14 protein-coding genes are annotated in these 18,505 nt (G+C 47.4%); 7 read left to right on the plus strand and 7 right to left on the minus strand.

Annotated features, from left to right (window positions below; all coding sequences use genetic code 11):
* Positions 1 to 171: 171 nt before the first annotated feature.
* From ACJJIM_RS15640 to ACJJIM_RS15650, 3 genes are all read right to left on the minus strand, one after another.
* Positions 172 to 894, minus strand: coding sequence for a hypothetical protein (locus ACJJIM_RS15640; RefSeq protein ID WP_413663126.1), 723 nt, complete (start codon positions 892 to 894; stop codon positions 172 to 174).
* Positions 895 to 2,046: 1,152 nt separating this feature from the next.
* The gene (locus ACJJIM_RS15645; protein ID WP_413663127.1) at positions 2,047 to 2,556 is read right to left on the minus strand and encodes a GNAT family N-acetyltransferase; all 510 of its coding nucleotides are present in this window, start codon (positions 2,554 to 2,556) and stop codon (positions 2,047 to 2,049) included.
* A gap of 136 nt (positions 2,557 to 2,692) precedes the next feature.
* The gene (locus ACJJIM_RS15650) at positions 2,693 to 2,896 is read right to left on the minus strand and encodes a hypothetical protein (protein WP_413663128.1); all 204 of its coding nucleotides are present in this window, start codon (positions 2,894 to 2,896) and stop codon (positions 2,693 to 2,695) included.
* A 136-nt stretch (positions 2,897 to 3,032) separates the two neighbouring features.
* Between ACJJIM_RS15650 and can the strand changes: the two genes are divergently transcribed.
* From can to ACJJIM_RS15670, 4 genes are all read left to right on the plus strand, one after another.
* The gene (can, locus tag ACJJIM_RS15655) at positions 3,033 to 3,689 is read left to right on the plus strand and encodes a carbonate dehydratase (protein WP_413663129.1); all 657 of its coding nucleotides are present in this window, start codon (positions 3,033 to 3,035) and stop codon (positions 3,687 to 3,689) included.
* A 94-nt stretch (positions 3,690 to 3,783) separates the two neighbouring features.
* A complete protein-coding gene (locus ACJJIM_RS15660; protein ID WP_444911411.1) occupies positions 3,784 to 5,400 on the plus strand; it encodes an FAD-dependent oxidoreductase in 1,617 nt (538 codons plus the stop codon).
* 103 nt (positions 5,401 to 5,503) lie between these two features.
* Entirely contained in the window at positions 5,504 to 6,016 is a 513-nt protein-coding gene (locus ACJJIM_RS15665; protein ID WP_413663130.1) for a flavin reductase family protein, read from the plus strand.
* Between the two features lie 159 nt (positions 6,017 to 6,175).
* Complete coding sequence (locus tag ACJJIM_RS15670) at positions 6,176 to 6,907, plus strand: glycerophosphodiester phosphodiesterase (RefSeq protein ID WP_413663131.1); 732 nt, start codon at positions 6,176 to 6,178, stop codon at positions 6,905 to 6,907.
* Between the two features lie 126 nt (positions 6,908 to 7,033).
* On the opposite strand, the gene ACJJIM_RS15675 is transcribed toward ACJJIM_RS15670, so the two are convergent.
* The 3 genes from ACJJIM_RS15675 to ACJJIM_RS15685 form a co-directional block, all read right to left on the minus strand.
* Positions 7,034 to 9,661, minus strand: coding sequence for a TonB-dependent receptor plug domain-containing protein (locus tag ACJJIM_RS15675; protein ID WP_444911412.1), 2,628 nt, complete (start codon positions 9,659 to 9,661; stop codon positions 7,034 to 7,036).
* A 357-nt stretch (positions 9,662 to 10,018) separates the two neighbouring features.
* Complete coding sequence (locus tag ACJJIM_RS15680; protein ID WP_413663133.1) at positions 10,019 to 11,578, minus strand: M28 family peptidase; 1,560 nt, start codon at positions 11,576 to 11,578, stop codon at positions 10,019 to 10,021.
* A 472-nt stretch (positions 11,579 to 12,050) separates the two neighbouring features.
* Positions 12,051 to 13,472, minus strand: coding sequence for an amidase (locus ACJJIM_RS15685; protein WP_413663134.1), 1,422 nt, complete (start codon positions 13,470 to 13,472; stop codon positions 12,051 to 12,053).
* Positions 13,473 to 13,720: 248 nt separating this feature from the next.
* Between ACJJIM_RS15685 and ACJJIM_RS15690 the strand changes: the two genes are divergently transcribed.
* On the plus strand, positions 13,721 to 14,281 hold the full coding sequence (locus tag ACJJIM_RS15690; RefSeq protein ID WP_413663135.1) for a DUF2799 domain-containing protein: 561 nt from the start codon (positions 13,721 to 13,723) through the stop codon (positions 14,279 to 14,281).
* Between the two features lie 288 nt (positions 14,282 to 14,569).
* On the opposite strand, the gene arfB is transcribed toward ACJJIM_RS15690, so the two are convergent.
* Positions 14,570 to 14,989 (minus strand): alternative ribosome rescue aminoacyl-tRNA hydrolase ArfB, encoded by a 420-nt coding sequence (gene arfB, locus ACJJIM_RS15695; RefSeq protein ID WP_413663136.1) that lies wholly within the window; start codon positions 14,987 to 14,989, stop codon positions 14,570 to 14,572.
* A 427-nt stretch (positions 14,990 to 15,416) separates the two neighbouring features.
* On the opposite strand from arfB, the gene ACJJIM_RS15700 reads away from it, so the two are divergent.
* A complete protein-coding gene (locus tag ACJJIM_RS15700; protein ID WP_413663137.1) occupies positions 15,417 to 17,795 on the plus strand; it encodes an autotransporter domain-containing protein in 2,379 nt (792 codons plus the stop codon).
* Between the two features lie 115 nt (positions 17,796 to 17,910).
* Complete coding sequence (locus ACJJIM_RS15705) at positions 17,911 to 18,441, plus strand: GNAT family N-acetyltransferase (RefSeq protein WP_444911413.1); 531 nt, start codon at positions 17,911 to 17,913, stop codon at positions 18,439 to 18,441.
* The last annotated feature ends 64 nt before the right edge of the window (positions 18,442 to 18,505 follow it).

Here is an 18,505-nt window from a genome sequence, read left to right on the forward strand (position 1 = left end):
CCACTACATAATTTTGCGATTATCGTGACAAGACAGCCAATCAGGCTAGAGAAGCCCTTATTTCAGCTTAGATAGAACAAAAAACTAAATAATGACAGGTATAGAAACAGCAATCTTCATTTAAGACTATTTGTGTGACCAATAATCGTTATAAAGTTTCCTCAAGCTGGACTAAAGTAGTCCTTTTAAGCTCGACGACCACTCCAAGTCCCTCAGCCGAACCTGCCACAGGCGACCAGTACTAGATGGCCAATCGTACCCCACTAACAGGCTCCGACTATCAACATAGCAATGGGCATCTCTTTCAGCTTCATCACCCTGGTAAATGTAAGCAATTATATCGGAACCCAGTTCCTGAGCCTTCTGGCTCGAAACATCCCCCGCCATTGATCTTGCCGTGCGATGACTCACCCTAGGAGAGAGCAACTTACCCCGCTGAGATGGATCGACGATATCAGGGGATACAACTTCCAGGCCATTTTCATGTTGTACCAACCTCGACAGGACAGGCCCCATAAAAACCCGCATCAGTGGAAACAATAGCCGCTCTTCCCCTTCGATATTGAGTTGCTGAGGGCCATTGGGGCCTGTCCAGCTGGCTTGAATATCATCACCTATCGCAGGACTCTTTCCCTCTTCTGGAATTAACTTGTAGTGGGCGCTCACCTCATCAACTTCATCTCGCCAATGCACAACACACTCACTCACTAGCCCCCCTTCCAAAAGAGCAAATACTTCGATACCAAACCCCTGGTCCCCGACTAAGCGCCGACTGACAAGCGAGCGTCGCCCCTGCTCATCATTCCCTAACTGCCAACTATCTTGCACAGGCATTTCCCTGCCATCACAACTGTAGTGATAGCGACCCTGAGCCAAAGTTGAATTTAAACGCATCGCAGGTTCCCTCCTTGCTCGCTGTACATCAGACCGGCGGTCCAGTACCCAAAAAGTATTGCACATGGAGGGAGGCTAACCTCGTTTTTTACGCCTCCTTTAGCCAAACACTATGGAGACAGTGACTAACACAAGGATTTAAAAATAGGAGAAAACTATGAAACAGCTGAAACACCCCCAAAGTGAATGACTTAACCTGAAGTAGTTGAAGAATTTTCCAGCCGGATGCACCAATAGAGTGAACGTTTTATATAAAGCATTGGTGAGGTTCATTTAAGGTATCCAGAAATTAGGCTCGTCAAAATTCCAGGTAACTCCTGACCTAGAACCAACTATCAATTATCGGAAAACCTATATCTACAAAAGTACTTACAGCCTCTTCTTTTATTCTCATTCACCTAAAAGAAACTTAAGCTATTTAAGCGGAATAACGTCAAGCTGGCGCAATAAACATCAAATAATTTTTCCCACGTAACATAAACACAAAATTCCAACTGGCAGCACAGGATTTCCGGGGGAATGAGCCAAATATATTTGGTAGCCTTTAATTCTTGAGCATGACCAAAGAGAAAACCCTCTAATTTTATCATTAGCCATATCACTCATCGAAACCAGTAACTTGCAGGTACAGCAAAGTGAATGGCTTTCATAGCGAGTAAAAGTCGGCGCAACGGCATGTCAGAAATTTGTTTGAATAGAGGATCGCTAATTTAACTACTAATTCTCTTAGAAGAGATACGGAGACAATATCTTTAGGTATCCATGATGTTACTGGAATACAACCATTAGATCCCTATAAATGTCGCTTTCTCCTACCAGCTTTCACGCACTAGCGTCACCGAAGTCAAGAAATATGATATTGGCATTTAGGACTCTTAAAACACCCAAAACCTCAAGAAACATTCCCTTCCATAAAGCTTCTGTGTATCTACTGCTACCACCGTTTGTATGGACATTATTTTTAATATTATCAATCAGTAAAATCTTAGGGCTACAGACCCAAACTATGGAACTAATAATTGGGGTACATCGCACTTCAGCAGCTACCAATAAAATATCTAACAGTATTGGTCAGCCGTAGCTGTCAGATCACAGCCACGGCTTATCGGAAGATAGCTCCATACAATGACTACAAATTTGAAAAGGTGAACATTAAAGATATCGCTGCCAAAATTCGGCTTGACCGAACTCCTCATCCATGGCGTACGGTTTAAAACCAGTCTTACGGTAAGCAGCCTGCGCAGTGTAATTTTTTTGTAGAACTTCCAAGGTCAACTTACAACATCCCCTATCTTTTGCTTCTTTCTCAAGAAAACCCAGCATAGCCGTACAAACGCCCAAACCTCGTGCAGATTCACTAACAACAACATCGTGAATATTAATAAGAGGCTTACATAAAAAAGTGGAAAAACCAGTAAAGCAATTAATAAGACCAACAGCTCTATTATCTCGGTATGCTAAAATACTAAAAGCTCCAGGAAATTCACTTAGTGCCGACACCAACCCTGTTCGACAATGATCAGAAAGAGCTTCACCACCACCAAATGGATGAAGTGCATACTCTTCCATTAAAGCAATTATGCTTTTTGCATCATGCAAGTCATCATAATTCGCCAAACTAATTTTTAAATCAATATCTACATTACAACCTGACAACACCATATGATTCTCTTTTTACTTTTCCATTAGCTCAACGGTTTTATTGAATGTAATTTATTAACCACTTATACAGCCAACTTATCCACCACACTTATAGATCTCTGATACAGCGTGGACAACAGAGGGTACAATATCGGATTTACTCCGTAACTTCAGCACCCTTCTTTTCCGGTACCGCCTCGATATTGGCTTTTTCATCCATTGGGAAATGCTGTAAATAGCTACGCAAACGCGTCCGTCTTGCAAGCAATTGACGCACTCTCAAGCGATGCCGCCCCACTGAATTCGAGTGCCTGGAAACCCTCTGCCGCCTTCTGGGAATGGCGCTTTTCTTTCTTCCCATGATCTTAGATTCCTTTTTAGACCAGGTTTTAGGCAATAGTCATCTTTTTAGATTAGACCAGATACACTTGGCGCGCACGAACAAAGTCGCTATCCTGCTGACTAATTGTCCAAACGGTCACATCAGGATAGATTCATTGCACCCGCTTAATCATTTAATAGAGAACAACCAACATTGGTCAGAGGCAACTCGCGAAGATAAGCCTGACTTTTTCCTTAAACTGTCTGAGCAGCAGAGCCCTGAATACCTCTGGATTGGCTGCGCTGATAGTCGCGTTCCCGCGAATGAAATTGTCGGCCTATTACCCGGGGAGCTTTTTGTCCACAGAAATGTTGCCAATGTAGTAGTCCACTCAGACCTGAACTGCCTTTCAGTACTGCAGTACGCTGTAGAAATCCTAAAAGTAAAACATATTATTGTCTGTGGTCATTACGGCTGCGGCGGTGTCCAGGCTGCACTTAATAACGAGCAGCTTGGCCTGATCGATAACTGGCTGAGACACATTCAGGATGTCAGGGATAAGCATCACACCTTGATAGATCTTTTCCAGCAACAGCAACGCACAGACTTACTGTGCGAACTCAATGTTCTGGAACAGGTAATACACGTTTGCCAGACCACCATTGTCCGCGATGCCTGGCGTAGGGGCCAGGAACTGACCGTCAATGGGTGGGTATATGGACTCAAGGATGGCCTGGTGCACGATTTGGGTATTTCAATCAAGCACCCGGGGGAAATTGCTGATATTTATCAAAGTGCTCTCAGCAAAATCGCCCAGCGCAGCACGGAATAATACCGCCCAACCACAACTCCTTTCGTTTTTACCGCTATAAATGGGAAAGCCCCGGTATTTATTTATCGGGCTCGACCCTGCTTGGTGGAGAAACATGTCGGCATACAGAAAGTGGCAGTGCCAGAACTGCGGCTGGATATACGATGAGTCCAAAGGTTGGCCCGAGGATGGAATTCTTCCCGGTACTCGCTGGGAAGATATACCTGAAGACTGGTACTGCCCGGAGTGTGGTGCAGCCAAACAAGATTTCTCCATGCTGGAGATTGGCGCCGATACCACTCAAGCCAGCTTAGCTAGCAATGATGGCTTCCGGATCTGGGAGTGTATGGTATGTGGCTGGACATACAATGAGGCCGAGGGATGTCCACAAGATGGCATTGCTCCTGGTACTCGGTGGGAGGATATTCCCGACGAATGGAATTGCCCTCAATGCGGCGTTAGTAAACAAGAATTTGATATGGTCCTCGTGGGCCAAGCCCCCATAGCCCCGTCCCCTTCAGCCAACCAAAACGCATCCACTACAACCTCAGCACCTTTAATTATTATTGGCACAGGGCTGGCCGGGTATAATCTGGCGCGAGAATTTCGCAAGCTTACCCCCCGGTCTCCTCTCCTGTTAATCACCGCCGATGATGGGGCTTTTTACTCCAAGCCTTTGCTGTCAGCCTCTTTCTCTCACGGCAAGACTGCACAGCAACTCAGCACTTCCAGTGCTGAAGATATGGCTCGCGAACTCAATGCACAAATTCTGGTTCACACGCGGGTAATACATATAGATCGCCAAAACAGAACTCTGACGATTCAGCAGGATGGTGCAGAGCATGTATCCAAGATTCCCTATGGAAAGCTAGTTCTGGCAACCGGGGCCAAGTGCCGCAAACTTCCTCACTATGAGGGGGATGCCCAATCACATATCTTTCGCATAAATAATCTCAGAGACTACCACCGTTTTCGAACTGCCGTGGTGGGGCGCAAGCGCATACTACTCCTGGGCGCTGGTTTGATTGGCTGTGAATTTGCCAACGATCTGGTACAGACCGGCTTCGCAGTGGATCTGGTTGATATGGAGCAATGGCCACTGGCGACACTGCTGCCGGAAGTCGCCGGACGCGATCTGCAGAGAGCCCTGGAAGACTATGGCGTTCGCTTCCATGGGGGCTCATCATTAAAGCGTATTGAGAAATTGAGCACCGGTTTCCGGGCCCAGCTGAGTAATGGAGAGCAAATAGAAGCGGATGTCGTTCTCGCCGCACTTGGACTTGAGGCTAACACCGGCTTAGCCTCCATGGCCGGTATAGCCGTGCAAAGAGGTATTGCTGTAGATCGATATCTGCAAACAAGCGATCTCGATATCTACGCCCTGGGGGATTGCGCAGAAATAGATGGCCATCAGTTACTCTTTGTCGCCCCCCTAATCAGCTGTGCGAAGAGTCTCGCACAAACTCTGTCAGGAAATCTGACTCCCGTTTGCTTTGGCGTTATTCCTGTGGCCGTAAAGACAACCCTGCACCCAACTACCGTTTGCCCACCAAGCCCTGATACCAAGGGGACTTGGCAAATCAACAAAGAAGATTCAGGGGTTTGCGCCGCATTTCGCGACAAAAAGGGCAATCTACTAGGTTTTGCCCTTACCGGTAGTGCGATCGCCCTCCGGGAAAGGCTCAGCCAAGAGTGCCAGCCAATTATGAACGATCAGTCAAAAAATGACTGATAATCATACTTATTTTAATAGCTATTCGAGGTAAAGCGCGCAAACCGTTAACTTTTGCCTTAAAATGGCGGCCCTTCAAAGTTTTGGTACAAGTAGCCCTAGTATGACGACAGAGAAAAGCCGTACGATTTCCCCGTCACCCGAGCAAAGCCGGCTACTGCGGGACACCCTCGGCCACTTTGCTACCGGTGTAACTGTCATTACCACTCAGGATACCAATGGCCAACCTGCCGGCATGACGGCTAACAGCTTTAATTCCGTTTCCCTCGACCCCGCCCTGGTTCTATGGAGTATCGATAAGCAGTCCATGGGCTATAAAGCATTTACCACCCGGGAGCACTTTGCCGTGCATATCCTGCGAGCAGACCAACAACATGTCTCAAACCTATTTGCTGGTCGAGGGGCAGACAAGTTTGGACAGGTCAACTGGTATGAAGGCCCCAATGGTATACCTCGCCTAGAGGAGTGTGCAGCCTATTTCCATTGCCGCCGCGCGCAGTGCATTGATGGTGGAGATCACACAATATTGCTTGGAGAGGTGCTGGAATTTGCCGCTTTTGGTGGTGAACCCTTGGTCTTTCATCAAGGCTGTTATCGTGCATTGGCTGGAGAGTAGCAGCTCACTTTTTGGAGCCTAATCACTACCCAAAGGCTATAAAAATAATTTTTTAATGCCAATTAACCAGTATTTGGCAGAAACTTTGGTGTTGCATTAGTGACCTCGTAATAATTCAAGGGCAGTCTGAAGCAAACCATGAAAATGGACTGATAAGCCATGACTTCAACTACGCTCTTCTGTTTCGCCCACCGGGGCTATCAACAGCGAGCCAGTGAAAACACTCTCCAAGCAATCGGGCATGCGTTGGAACTCAACGTCGGGGGTATCGAAATTGATGTGTGGAATATTGGTGGGCAGCTTCTGGTCAAGCATGACCGGCGACTCGGACGCCTAATCGCGGGCTCTGAACTCATCACTGAAATGCATCCCGATGCCCTGAAAGAGAGACCTCTCCCTTGCGGGAATAAGGTCCCTACATTAAGGGAAGTTCTGGAACTTGTGGGAAATAGTGCCCAACTCAATATCGAGCTGAAAGGGCCTAACTGTGCAGCCCTTTTCGCGGATGAAATCCACACCTTTACGCAGGATACTGGTGCAAGCTACGAGCAATACATCGTTTCCTCTTTCGATCACCGCCAGTTGTACCAGTGCCTGCAATTAGCTCCTGAGGTTCGGCGGGGAGTGCTGGTTTCCGGTGTTCCCCTCGATCTTGCAGCCTGCTCTGCTCCATTAAAGGCCTATTCATTACATACGAACGTAGATTTTATAAATGCAGATTTAATAGCCGATGCAAAACAGCGCGGGCTTAAGAACTACGTATTTACCGTCAACGACCCCAACGATTTGATACTGTTGGCAGCTCAAGGTATCGATGGGGTTTTCACTGATGAACCTCAAATCGTATCCGATTTTAATGCCCGTGTTGAATTCACAAAAACTGGCACTTAGACGTTGGAGAAGATCCCCTTCACCAATTAAGAGAACAGACAGTAACCCGGGACAATTACCGGGCTACTGCTGTGAGTTAAAGCAGGAAAAGACTCGAGGCTAAATAGTCTCCCCTATTTATACAGCTTAAAACTCTGCGCTAGCACGTAAATACCAATAACCACCATTAAAGCCAAATGGTGATGTGAGGGCATGGCGTACCCCGAGATATCGCAATGTGGGCTCCTGCTCATCATCAGGCATTACGTCAAAGATATTCTCGCCCCCCAACGACAATTTATAATTTTCATACAGCGTAAACGTCGCTTCGATATCAACGAGAATTTCACTGCCATAACTATAGGTATCACTGGCATCCCCAGCACCAAACAACCCGCCTGTTGATTCCCAACTGCCATAGCGATTAAAACGCAGGTACCCTGCAAATAAATCACCCGTATCGAGATCAAAAGTTAAAGTCGTTCGATCACTGGGAACTTGGTTTTCCAGGTCAAATACCCGTGAGGCATTGATGGTATTTGGCGTAACACTGGTAACTTCCTGGCGATTGTGATTATGGCGTAAATCCACCACCAATAAACTTTCAAAAATCTCGAAATCACTGGTAACTGCCAGATCTATACCAGACACTTCCGAGTCATAAGCATTGACGAAATAGTTTGCATTGCTGCCGTTGAGTAGTGCTGCATTTTCTATACCGGCATTTTGCAACAGAATCACTTCGTCATCTCCGATGGCATTGTTGCGCAGAGCCAGGCGATCCTCGATGTCGATGTTGTAGTAATCTATTGTCACACTGGTATTGTCCAGTGGGGCAAAAACCGCACCCAAGGTGAAACTGGTGGATTCCTCCGGCTCCAGCTCAACGGCTCCGAGCGCTGACGCTACCGGATGAGCCACAGGATAGGTTCCATTGGGTATCAGGTTGCCACTGGAGTCTGTCGTAGTAGTAACATTTAAGGTATTCACCTGTCCGGGTGTTGGCGCCCTGAAACCAGTATTTACCGTCGCTCGAAATGCCAGTTGTTCATTCACATCATACCGTGCTGACAATTTCCAATCCGATGTCGAGCCAAACTCATCATATTCCTCTAACCGTAAAGCCGCTCCCAAAGTCAGAGCCTCAGTCACATCGGCTTCAAGGTCAATATAAGCTGCAATACTCTCACTACTGAAACTGCCCAGCGCTTCAATCGGGAACCCCTGAAAACCATCTGAACCCACACCAAAATACGCAGCAGTTGGACCTACCTCAGTGGACGCTGCATCCCCCCTACCAATTGAGTAAGTCTCTTCACGCCACTCAGCGCCGAATGCAAGGTTCAATGGCGAAGCAAAAGCCATGACATCAATGGGGTAGACAAAATCCGCATTGAGGCTGGACTCTTCCTGCGTGAGGGTTCCCGGCTTGAAGGAAGTAGGAGACAAAATACCCAAACTTGGATTGATTGAATTTTTCAGGACATAGTCCACTTCATTTTCAGCCAAACGTCCGCGTAGATCCCAGGAGAGGCCATTGGCAAGCTCTCCACGCGCCCCGAATACAGCCGCGATATCATAAATATCTGCACCGAATTCAGGGTTGTAGCCGCCGGGGAACTGAGTATAAATTGGGTTCCGCAACACGTACCCACTGTCGCTGGAAGTATCTGCTACCAGGTAATCCGAGGGGTTTAGGCCTTGCGCCAAAATAGAATCCACTAAAGACTGGGGAGCTGGATCGGGCATGTAGTCGATACTATTCGGATCAAGGGGGTCATTGGGGCTGTCTACTTGCAGGGTACCTCTCGCAGTAAACTGGTGTTCTGGATCGAGCACCGGTCCACGATAGAAAAAGTCAGAAATTGTTTCATTTTGTGAATAACCGAAGTTTCCATAGAGCTCTACCGAATCAGAGATCTCCAGGCCGCTGTTAATAAAAAACTTCAGGGACTCAACATCGGGATCACCCCATCTCTGACCCAAGCCATCCAGTGGTACTAAATTACTTCCCACAACTGATCCTACCTGCTGCGCATCTGGCCGCGCTTCGCTACGCCAGGTTTTATCTGCGCGGGAAAATTCAACGGTGCCATTAATAAATCCTGCATTACCCAGCGCAAATCCCGTATTAGCGGCAATACTCATCCGGGTTCCATCCCCTTCAAAATACTCCCCTGTCTGAGCTGATAAGCTAAATCCCTCTGCATCATCCTTCAGGATAATGTTAACGACACCGGCAATCGCATCGGAGCCATATTGTGCTGAAGCTCCATCACGCAAAACCTCAACTCGCTCTATAGCCATAGAGGGTAGCGCTGAAAAGTCGACGGCTTGGGCACCCTGGTTAACTGTGCCCAGGGGGGCAAGCTGCAAGTTAACCAGCGCAGAGCGATGGCGGCGAGTTCCATTGACCAGTACCAAAGTTTGATCTGGGGATAAATTACGTAAAGTTACCGGGCGGATAAAAGCGGTGCCATCAGCAATTGGAAATCTCTGCGTATTAAATGAAGGGGCAATTTTTGCCAGGGACTCAGTAAGATCAAAGCTCGCTTGATCCGCAATGTCCTCTCCGCCAACCACATCTACCGGAGAAAGAGTCTCGGTGGGAGATACACCCTCTTTGCGCGTACCTGTGGTTATCACTTCCTCCATTGCCCGATCAGCAGTATTAGAGGCACCCTCTTCCTTTTCCTCAGCAATCGCATACCCACCAGAGTTAAAAATCGCAACTGCCACCGCCAATGACAAAGGTCTCAACAAGTAACGCTTCATATCCACCACCCTCTCTTCTCATTATTAACATCAAACAGAACATCACCGGATAATTCATCAAAGCAATGCACATCAAATTAGATCCGTGCAGGGGTTAAACAAAAAAAGCGGCATACTGACGTTCCGTTAAGTTGCATCCATGCCAGAAATTAGTGCACGCCTAGGGTAGATCTTTTACGCGATTAAATGTCAACTTCCAACAAATCAAAAAATTAATGTCGCGATATTTATTTTAAAAGGAGGGGGTACACGTTTAGCAAATGCCAAAAACTGCCAAACGTGACTTTTAGAAAGGCTGAAGCAAAAGTGACAGCAATGAATTCACTTAAAAAAATAAATAGGTGAAATCAGCACCGTCTATTGAGGTGTATAAGTAACGTCAACCTCATAATCCGATCCCAGGCGACTGTAGCCCCGCACCATAAAATAGGCTTCACTCTCACCACTTGGCACGGTTAAGGAACAGTTCTCAGAGCTATCTCCCTCATAGGGACGGCAATCGTAATAGCGCCAAGTAGGTGCCGCACCAAAACGGACATATAGATCGGCATCATTAGTACCGGTCATATCCGCGATAAAATCTGTACCGGGCGTTACACTGAGAGGTCCATAGTGATCCTCCGAACCTCGACCCACATCACCACTAAAGGTTTCTGTTTGTTCCTCACCGGGGTCGGGATCGGGGTCCGGATCGGGGTCTGGGCCCGGATCATCCCCTATATAACCCTTGGCCAATTCAGCGACATAGGCAGCAGCAAGCTTTCCAAACTTCACCGCATGACTGGCATCTCCACCACTATTAGCGAGGGTATCACTTGAAGTGTGGATATAAGGGTTTGAGCCATTAAAAGTCGCCTCAAAAGGAAAGGAAACCGGATAACCCTGGTTATACCAAGATGCGTGATCAGAACACGCATAACCACAATAAGTTGTTCCAACAGTAAGGCCGCTCAGGTAGGTCTGGGCCAGATCCTCAAGAAAGCTATTCTGGGCACTATTGGTGTAATCTCCAATAATATAGATATCACTATTTGAGCCATAGTAATTGGTCATATCCAACTGCAAGGCACCTATCACATTTTTATTCTGTGACTTGTAATCGCTGGCAATATCATCTGAGCCCCGCAGCCCCACTTCCTCAGCAGCGTACCCCATAAAAGCCAGCGTTTTATCCGGCTTATAATCTGTAGCGACAATTGCATTAATGACATCAGTCAATGTTGCTATGCCAGACGCATCATCGTCAGCCCCCGGCGCTCTCGTACCTTCACCAGTGCCAAAACCGACCGTAGAATCCAGGTGCGCCCCCAGCACGATAATTTCATCCGGATCAGTTTGCCCCTGAATAGTCAAAATTACAGAGGGTTGCGCCCAACTATGGCTATAAAGTTCGACTGAGGCATCACTTCGTGAACTCGTTAATGCCTGCCACTCATCCCTTATCCACTCAGCACCATCCACGCCGGTTGAAGTGGTGTAATAGCGATTAGTAAAATTCGACAAACTTTGAATAGTTGACCGTATATTAGACTCTGAGATCTCTGCTTGCAGGGCGTTAACCACATCTGCATTATCAATAGAGTAAGCGATCACGTTATTCACTATTGTCGTCAGCGATGAAACCTGGGCAGCTTCTGCTTCCTCCAATGAGTCATGTACCATAAAGCCGCCACAACGGTTATGGTTGATATGCATCAGAGTCGATATTTCGGAAAGATTCTTTTCATTAACTTTTAGAATAGTGACTCCGTTACGTTCCTCACCTTGAATCGCGAGTGGTTGCTTGGCAACCAGGCTACTGTTTTGCTTTAAGGTTTTATAACCATCACTACCTATAGTTATCCACAGCTCTTCTGCCATAACAGCGCCGGGGAGTGCAAGAACCCCAACTAAAGACCTACTAATAATTTTTTTCATTATCTTCTCCACATTAAGTTAGCCCCCTGCGAATCCCTGATATTTCAAAAACACAGGCAGGCAATAAACACACATGCAAGAAGCCTGCACAAACAGCAGTTTTGAATCTCAATAATATTCAAATAATACAAAAATCAATGAGGATGGAACTACAGGCCATACCTATAAACAATCGCGGACAATCCAGAAATATTTTTATTATTCGAATTTCGAAAAGCGCAGAGAGAACAAACAAAACCGGATTGACCAATCCGGCAAGGAAAAGCTAGCACATTCAAATAAATACTAAAACAATTTGGCATCTTTCAGCGTAAGAGCCGCAATAAACTTTAAGTGGATCACAAATACACAAAAAACATAGAATATAAAAACACTATTAATAGCAAATAGAACTAGGAATAATTTCTGAACTAAAGGGTTTTTCAGCCCTTTATTTTAATTAGATCTACAAGAAGAATTTTAAGATTGCAACTCACACAGAATCTACCCAACCAGGAAGCCTCCTTTTTAACCCCTGCTGGTTTTGTAAAGCAGCGGCTGCACATAAAACGGTCTCATCAGCATATTTTCTGCCTACTATTTGCAGACCTACTGGCAGACCACTCGCTGAAAAACCGCAATTGATTGATATTGCCGGATGGCCTGATAAATTGAAGGGGTAGGTATAAGGTGTCCAGGAATACCATAGAGAGCCTGAATTACTATCCGGCACATTGACCCCAGCACTAAATGCGGTAATAGGTAAAGTTGGGGTCACTAACAGATCATATTTCAGAAAAAATTCCTGTAATCGCTCGACAAAGTTATCTCGCCACTTCAGCGCGTCGAGATAATCAGGTAAGGATAATTTGTCCGCTTGTTCTGCGACCTCTAACAATTGGGGCTCCACCAGTTGGCGCCTGGTACTATCCATCGCCCTAAAGATACTCGCTATTCCCGCACAAAATAGACAGCCAAAAGCTGCACTAGCATCATCAATACCCGGGTCAACCTCTACAACTTCAGCACCCAATTCCTGGAAGTGCATTACACTAGCAGAAACGTTGCTCACCACCATGGGATCAGGTGCTACGTAACCAAGACTGGGGCTGTAAGCAATACGCAACTTTCCTGTTCTTTCAATCAACCTTCCCTCTGTAGCTGCAAGGAAATCAATGTTCCGGCGAGGTATTGCGCGGATATCCCGATGATCCGGTTCACTGATTACATTCATCATCAGTGCACAGTCTTCCACCGTCGATGCTAAGGGCCCCACATGCACCAGGGAGGAGAAGGTACCTAATGGCCAATGGGGAACCTGTCCAAAACTCGGTTTGAACCCAATTGTGCCGCAAAAGCTGGCCGGAATCCGGATAGATCCACCACCATCAGCCCCCACAGCCAGAGGGCTCAATCCCAGTGATACTGCAACCGCAGCCCCGCCACTCGAACCACCCGATGTCTTATCCCTATCCCAGGGGTTTCTCGTAATACCGTCTATGGCGTTATCCGTCACCGCCTTCCAACCAAACTCCGGTGTCGTGGTTTTCCCTATTGGCGTGTACCCGTTGCGCTGTAATGCCGCAATGCAAGGGGCCGCACATCCCAGCGTCGTCTCTGGATCAATTATTTGGGAGCCGAAAACCGTTGGCCACATCGGTGTATAGAAGACATCCTTTATTGCCACTGGCACCCCATCAAGTAATCCCCGCACATTGCCAGACATATAGCGGTGTTCAGCTTCCCGCGCATAGGCGAGGCTTGTCTTTCTGTCAATCAAACAAAAAGCCTTAACATGCCTATTAAGTCGCTCAATTTGGTTGAGTAACTCCTCGGTAACCTCAACCGGTGAGAAAGACTTCTTCCTGTATCCATGCAACAGCTCAAGAGCTGTCATCCCAACGAAATCACCCATCGAGTAAGCCTTCCAATTACTGATCCGCTAACTTCATCAGACTAGTCGTCGGTAGCTAACTACTTGCTCCACCTTCTCTTAAAAAGATCCGATGGAATAATTTCACGCAATACAGAAAGTTCAGCTTCCAGTCAGGAAATTCACAGTAAGCTTTGGTGAAATCACCGACACGGATAACCGCTGTGAAATTTCCCTCTCAAATTGCACTCCTCTTTCTTTTAGTTTCATTGATCTCGGGATGTGCCACCATGAGCGAAGATGAATGCTATGTCGCAGACTGGCAGGCAATCGGGTATGAAGACGGTGCAGCAGGTCGAGACATTTCTTATTTAGGGGGGCGTCGTGAGGCTTGTGCAAAGTACGGTGTGTCAGTCAATACAATGGCTTATCGCAATGGGCGAACTGAAGGGCTGGAGCTTTTTTGCACCGAGCTGCGCGGCTTTGATCAGGGGCGCTCTGGCAACAGCTATAACGGGGTCTGCCCCGCAGACCTCGAAGGGTTATTCTTGCGGGGATACAATTCAGGCCAGAATATTTTTCTTGCCAAATCTGCTGTCGAGGAACTGGTATCGGCAATTCATGACCTGGAACTGGCAAGAGAGCATATTCTCGATGATATGACAGAGATCGGTGCTTTATTGGTAGATGAGACAGTCGACAACTCTGAGCGGGTGACCTTGCTCGCTGATATTGCTCGCCTAAAGGTCAGGCATTCAGAACTGGGGATGGAAATTACTGGCTTGCAGTTCGAACTAATGCAACGAGAAGCCGAGTATCAGGAAGTATTGGCCCGTTCCCCCTACCTGTAACTCTGCTCTAAAATCCCATAAGAGCCAAGATTACCTCTGCGGGCCCTAATCTGCAGAGGTTAATTCCTGTCTCTATCTATTGTCGTGAATCAACCATTTCTAATCCCGGTCTCCATCACTACCAAACTGGCACCATATGATAAATGGAAAAAGTAGGCCTCCTACAAAAGGCAGGCTTGCAGCGGTTGCCCCCTATTCGACTTATAGACCACCAGGAAATTTGCACCAAAGAACCAAGTAAAAAGACAGTTTCAAGAAAAATTATTCTCTATATTTCGGGCAATTGGATCAGTGCTGGTCTTTTATCCTACCCCGCATTGACTTCACCTGAGAGCGACGACTTTTTGCTTGCAGGCGACGCTCCTTGGCACCACGACTGGGTTTTGTGGCCACGCGGAATTTTGGCTTAAATGCAGCTTTATCCACCAGTTCCTGCAGTCGCTCCAGGGCATCCAGGCGGTTTTTCTCCTGGGTTCGGAACCTCTGAGCCTTGATAACCACCACGCCATCAGAGGAGATTCGACGATCTTTTAACTTTAAAAGACCATCCTTAATCAACTGTGGAAGTGAAGAAGCCCGAATATCAAACCGCAGATGAATTGCACTGGAAACTTTATTTACATTTTGGCCACCGGCGCCTTGTGCGCGTATCGCACTCATTTCGATTTCTTCTTGAGGGACAGACACCTTCCCTTTTCCATAAACCATAAACACCCAATGCCCGAGTTACATCATTTTACTAAAAATACAAAATCTAATGACCATTCTGCCCAAATAGTGCAGCTATTAACCAGCCCCACAACACAGATACAATTCGCCATTGACAGAAATCAAATTATAAAAAAATGCTTCCTATAAAATGAGCGTATCTAGGGGTAAACCTCATTTACCGGGAAACCCTCATTAAGTAATATTGCGCCAGCCGAATAAAAGCTATTTAAGGGGCCTTAAAGGCCAACCAGGATTTGCGGAATGATTTGTGACTTATTTTCAAGTCATAGTCAAATCCGCTAAGATTGCCCGGCTTCCTAGAAGTACTGGAGCAAAGAACAATAAAGACTCGCGCCCTGTAGTTTCCTCTGGACTGCTCCCGATGTCTCCGCGGGTGTGAGATTACCGCGACAAGGAGAAAACCATGCATAACGCCAAGCGTAGCCTCGCAGCGGCCATAGCACTCGCAACAATGACAAGCTCTGCGGCTTTTGCCAAAGAGGCAGCCTTTTCCCAGGTTATCGCCTTCGGTGACAGCCTAACCGATGTCGGCAACTACGATGTATTCACTAATGGGGGCGACGATCGCGAAGTAGCCATTAGTCTTTTATCCCAGAATCTGGGCCTGGGTGCCGTAACTCCGTCTTGTGCAGGTATGGAATCTTCCTTTTGCCTACCCACCGTAGACCCCTCACTGAGTGCAGAGGAACTTGAAGCTTCCGTTACTGCTCAGATTGCTGCTGGCTTGAGCAATGCCGGTACAGGCTGGGCCGTAGGCGGGCACAAAGCAGCTGATGTTCTGATGAATATCATCGGTCCCGACAACTATGCAGCCTACCTGCAGGCATATGGCCTGGAGGCTGACCCGAGCCGTCATAACCTGTTAAGCGCCCTGATGCCAACCACTGGTGACGAAGGCTTAACTCCCAGCTACCCGGACTCCGAACTCCTGACCCAATTGCTGGTACAACAGGCCACTGCAGCCCAATTAGTAGCCCAAGCCGAAGCTGCCCTGGCAGAAGGTGATACCGCAACTTATGCTGACCTGATGACCCAAGCTTCTGCTATGGGCGACGCCATTGAGGGCACCTTTGCTGATCTTATAGCCACTACTGGAACTTCCGGTAACCCACACCCACTGGGAATGGGCTACCTGGAAAGTACTCTGGGAAGTGCTGATCACAACGCTCTCTATTGGGTAAACGGCGGTGGTAACGACTTACTCAGCGGTTTCGAAGATGTCGTCGCTGGCACCTCAACCATCGAAGAAGTCACTGCGGATCTGGACGTTGCATCAACAATGCTGGCAAGCGCAGCTGGCGCTCTATCCGATGCAGGTGCCAATTACATCCTCGTATCCAATGTACCGGATGTCAGCAAAACTCCTGGCGTTTACGCTGCTGCATATGAAGCCGTTTACTCCAGCGACAATGCAGAGGCTCTGCAAGCTGCAGTTGATGCTGGACTAGTGAGCCAGGAAGATGCTGATGCCCAGCTGGCCACCGCCTTCGAAGAGATACTTTTCGAAGCAAGTAGCACTTCTGAAACCTTCAACTCAGCACTGTTAGCTAAGGCCAAGGATATCGACGGCGTTCTGATGGTTGACCAGGCAGGTATCCTGAAAGTCGCCCTCAATAACCCGACCATCTTTGGTTTATCCTCCTCAGAGAACCAACTGTTTTGTTACGACGGCAGTGGCAACGACTGTATTGAGCATTCCGTTTATGGCATTAACGGCACCGACCCCGATGCAGACAAGCTGATCTTCAACGACAGTGTTCACCCCACTCAAATTGGTCAGGAAATCCTCGGTGACTACTACACCGCAATCGTGAATGCTGCTCAGGTTGCCGGTCAGCTGCCAGATATCGCAATCCAGGCTACTCGCACCCACACCAACAGCCTTGACGAGAGCCTGGCCAGTGTTCGTTACCGCTCCGCTCAGACTGGCGTTTTCGCCGGTAGCTCCCTGGGTAACGTCGACTACGATACAGATTACACCGCCAATGTCAGGGGAGATGGCTACTCCAATATTCTCGGCATGACTTTCGCCGTGCGCGACAATGCGGAAATCGGTTTTGCAGTAAGCCGCTCCAATATTGATGTGGATAATTCACAGCTTGCTATTGATTCCACCTCAACCAACTACAGCGTTTTTGGCCGCATGCACTACGACATTTTCTTTGTCGAAAGTAACGCGACCCTGACCGATGTAGATTACGATGACGTCAGCCGTTCTGTCTCTCTGGGCGACACTTATAACGGTAACCTGACCGGGAATACCTCTGGCGAGAACTTGTCCTTGGGTATCACTGCCGGTGCCAACCTGCTCAACAGCGAAACCTTCCAGTTCGGTCCATTTGTAAGCTTCACCAAGGTAACTACGGATGTAGATGGCTACACCGAAGATGCCATCGAAGGCTTTACCTATACCGACCTGAGTGGCAATGAGCTCGACCCGCTGGGTATGCACTACGGTGATCAAGAGCGCCGCCTGAGAAATATGCGTTTTGGTGCTTTCGCCAATAAAAGCTGGGATACCATTAATGCCTATGCAGAAATTTGGTATGAAGACACCAACGGTACTGAAGAAGACACTATTGAAGTGGGTGTAAAATCCATGGAAGGCAATATGAATGCCATGCCTAGCTATGCCAGTGTCGACGAAGGTATCTTCAACGGTGGTATGGGTATGATTGCCGGTATTCGCTGGCAAGCAGCTGACGCTATCGCAGTCAGCGCAACTGTCGCTTCCCGCCCAACGACTGAATCTGCTTCCGTCAATTTAACTTACCGCTTCTAAGTGGTAACTGTGCCCCCCTACCAGGGGGCACAGCCTCCCCTTTTATTTAACTACGATTCTTCTCGCCTCAGAGCCTTCCCTCATCAGTGAAACTGAAAAAACAGGGTCCGTCCAAATGCTCCGATTGGAAACTGACAACCTGGTTATTCAAGAGCTTAATGAAGACAGGGATAACGGTTTAATGCTGGCACTACTCAATGATGCCGATTTTCTAAAGAATATTGGCGATCGCGGGGTTCGCACAAAAAGTGAGGCTCGCAACTATATCCTAAATGGTCCCATTGCCATGTATCGTGAGCACGGCTTTGGTATGTACAAAGTGTCCTTGAACAATGGCACTGCAATAGGCATCTGCGGACTGGTTAAGCGAGAGGGGCTCAATGGAGCCGATATTGGCTTTGCCTTTTTACCCGATTATCGTGGCCAGGGATTTGCTTTAGAAGCTGCCAAAGCTGTAATGACGTACGCCAAGGATACACTGGGAATAACGCGAATCCTTGCGATTGTACAACCAAAAAATAAACCCTCTATACGATTACTGAAAAAACTCGGCCTAGCCCATGAGAAGCAAATTGTATTGCCAGGCGAGACTGAGAAACTGATTTTAATGGCCTGGCACAAAGACGCAGCTGAAATAACAAACTAGAATAAAAACTATTTCTTAATAAAATTATTCTGATATACAACGTCGCTGCACCTTATAATAAAAA

The sequence above is a fragment of the Microbulbifer maximicatervae (SeqCode) genome (genome assembly GCF_052467615.1).

Coding starts and splice junctions, on each gene's coding strand:
- ACJJIM_RS15685 (WP_413663134.1), bottom strand. CDS start 13,472: ATGGGTGATTTCGTTGGGATGACAGCTCTTGAGCTGTTGCATGGATAC.
- ACJJIM_RS15680 (WP_413663133.1), bottom strand. CDS start 11,578: ATGAAAAAAATTATTAGTAGGTCTTTAGTTGGGGTTCTTGCACTCCCC.
- arfB (WP_413663136.1), bottom strand. CDS start 14,989: ATGGTTTATGGAAAAGGGAAGGTGTCTGTCCCTCAAGAAGAAATCGAA.
- ACJJIM_RS15675 (WP_444911412.1), bottom strand. CDS start 9,661: ATGAAGCGTTACTTGTTGAGACCTTTGTCATTGGCGGTGGCAGTTGCG.
- ACJJIM_RS15660 (WP_444911411.1), top strand. CDS start 3,784: ATGTCGGCATACAGAAAGTGGCAGTGCCAGAACTGCGGCTGGATATAC.
- ACJJIM_RS15665 (WP_413663130.1), top strand. CDS start 5,504: ATGACGACAGAGAAAAGCCGTACGATTTCCCCGTCACCCGAGCAAAGC.
- ACJJIM_RS15670 (WP_413663131.1), top strand. CDS start 6,176: ATGACTTCAACTACGCTCTTCTGTTTCGCCCACCGGGGCTATCAACAG.
- ACJJIM_RS15700 (WP_413663137.1), top strand. CDS start 15,417: ATGCATAACGCCAAGCGTAGCCTCGCAGCGGCCATAGCACTCGCAACA.
- ACJJIM_RS15705 (WP_444911413.1), top strand. CDS start 17,911: ATGCTCCGATTGGAAACTGACAACCTGGTTATTCAAGAGCTTAATGAA.
- ACJJIM_RS15690 (WP_413663135.1), top strand. CDS start 13,721: ATGAGCGAAGATGAATGCTATGTCGCAGACTGGCAGGCAATCGGGTAT.
- ACJJIM_RS15640 (WP_413663126.1), bottom strand. CDS start 894: ATGCGTTTAAATTCAACTTTGGCTCAGGGTCGCTATCACTACAGTTGT.
- ACJJIM_RS15650 (WP_413663128.1), bottom strand. CDS start 2,896: ATGGGAAGAAAGAAAAGCGCCATTCCCAGAAGGCGGCAGAGGGTTTCC.
- ACJJIM_RS15645 (WP_413663127.1), bottom strand. CDS start 2,556: ATGGTGTTGTCAGGTTGTAATGTAGATATTGATTTAAAAATTAGTTTG.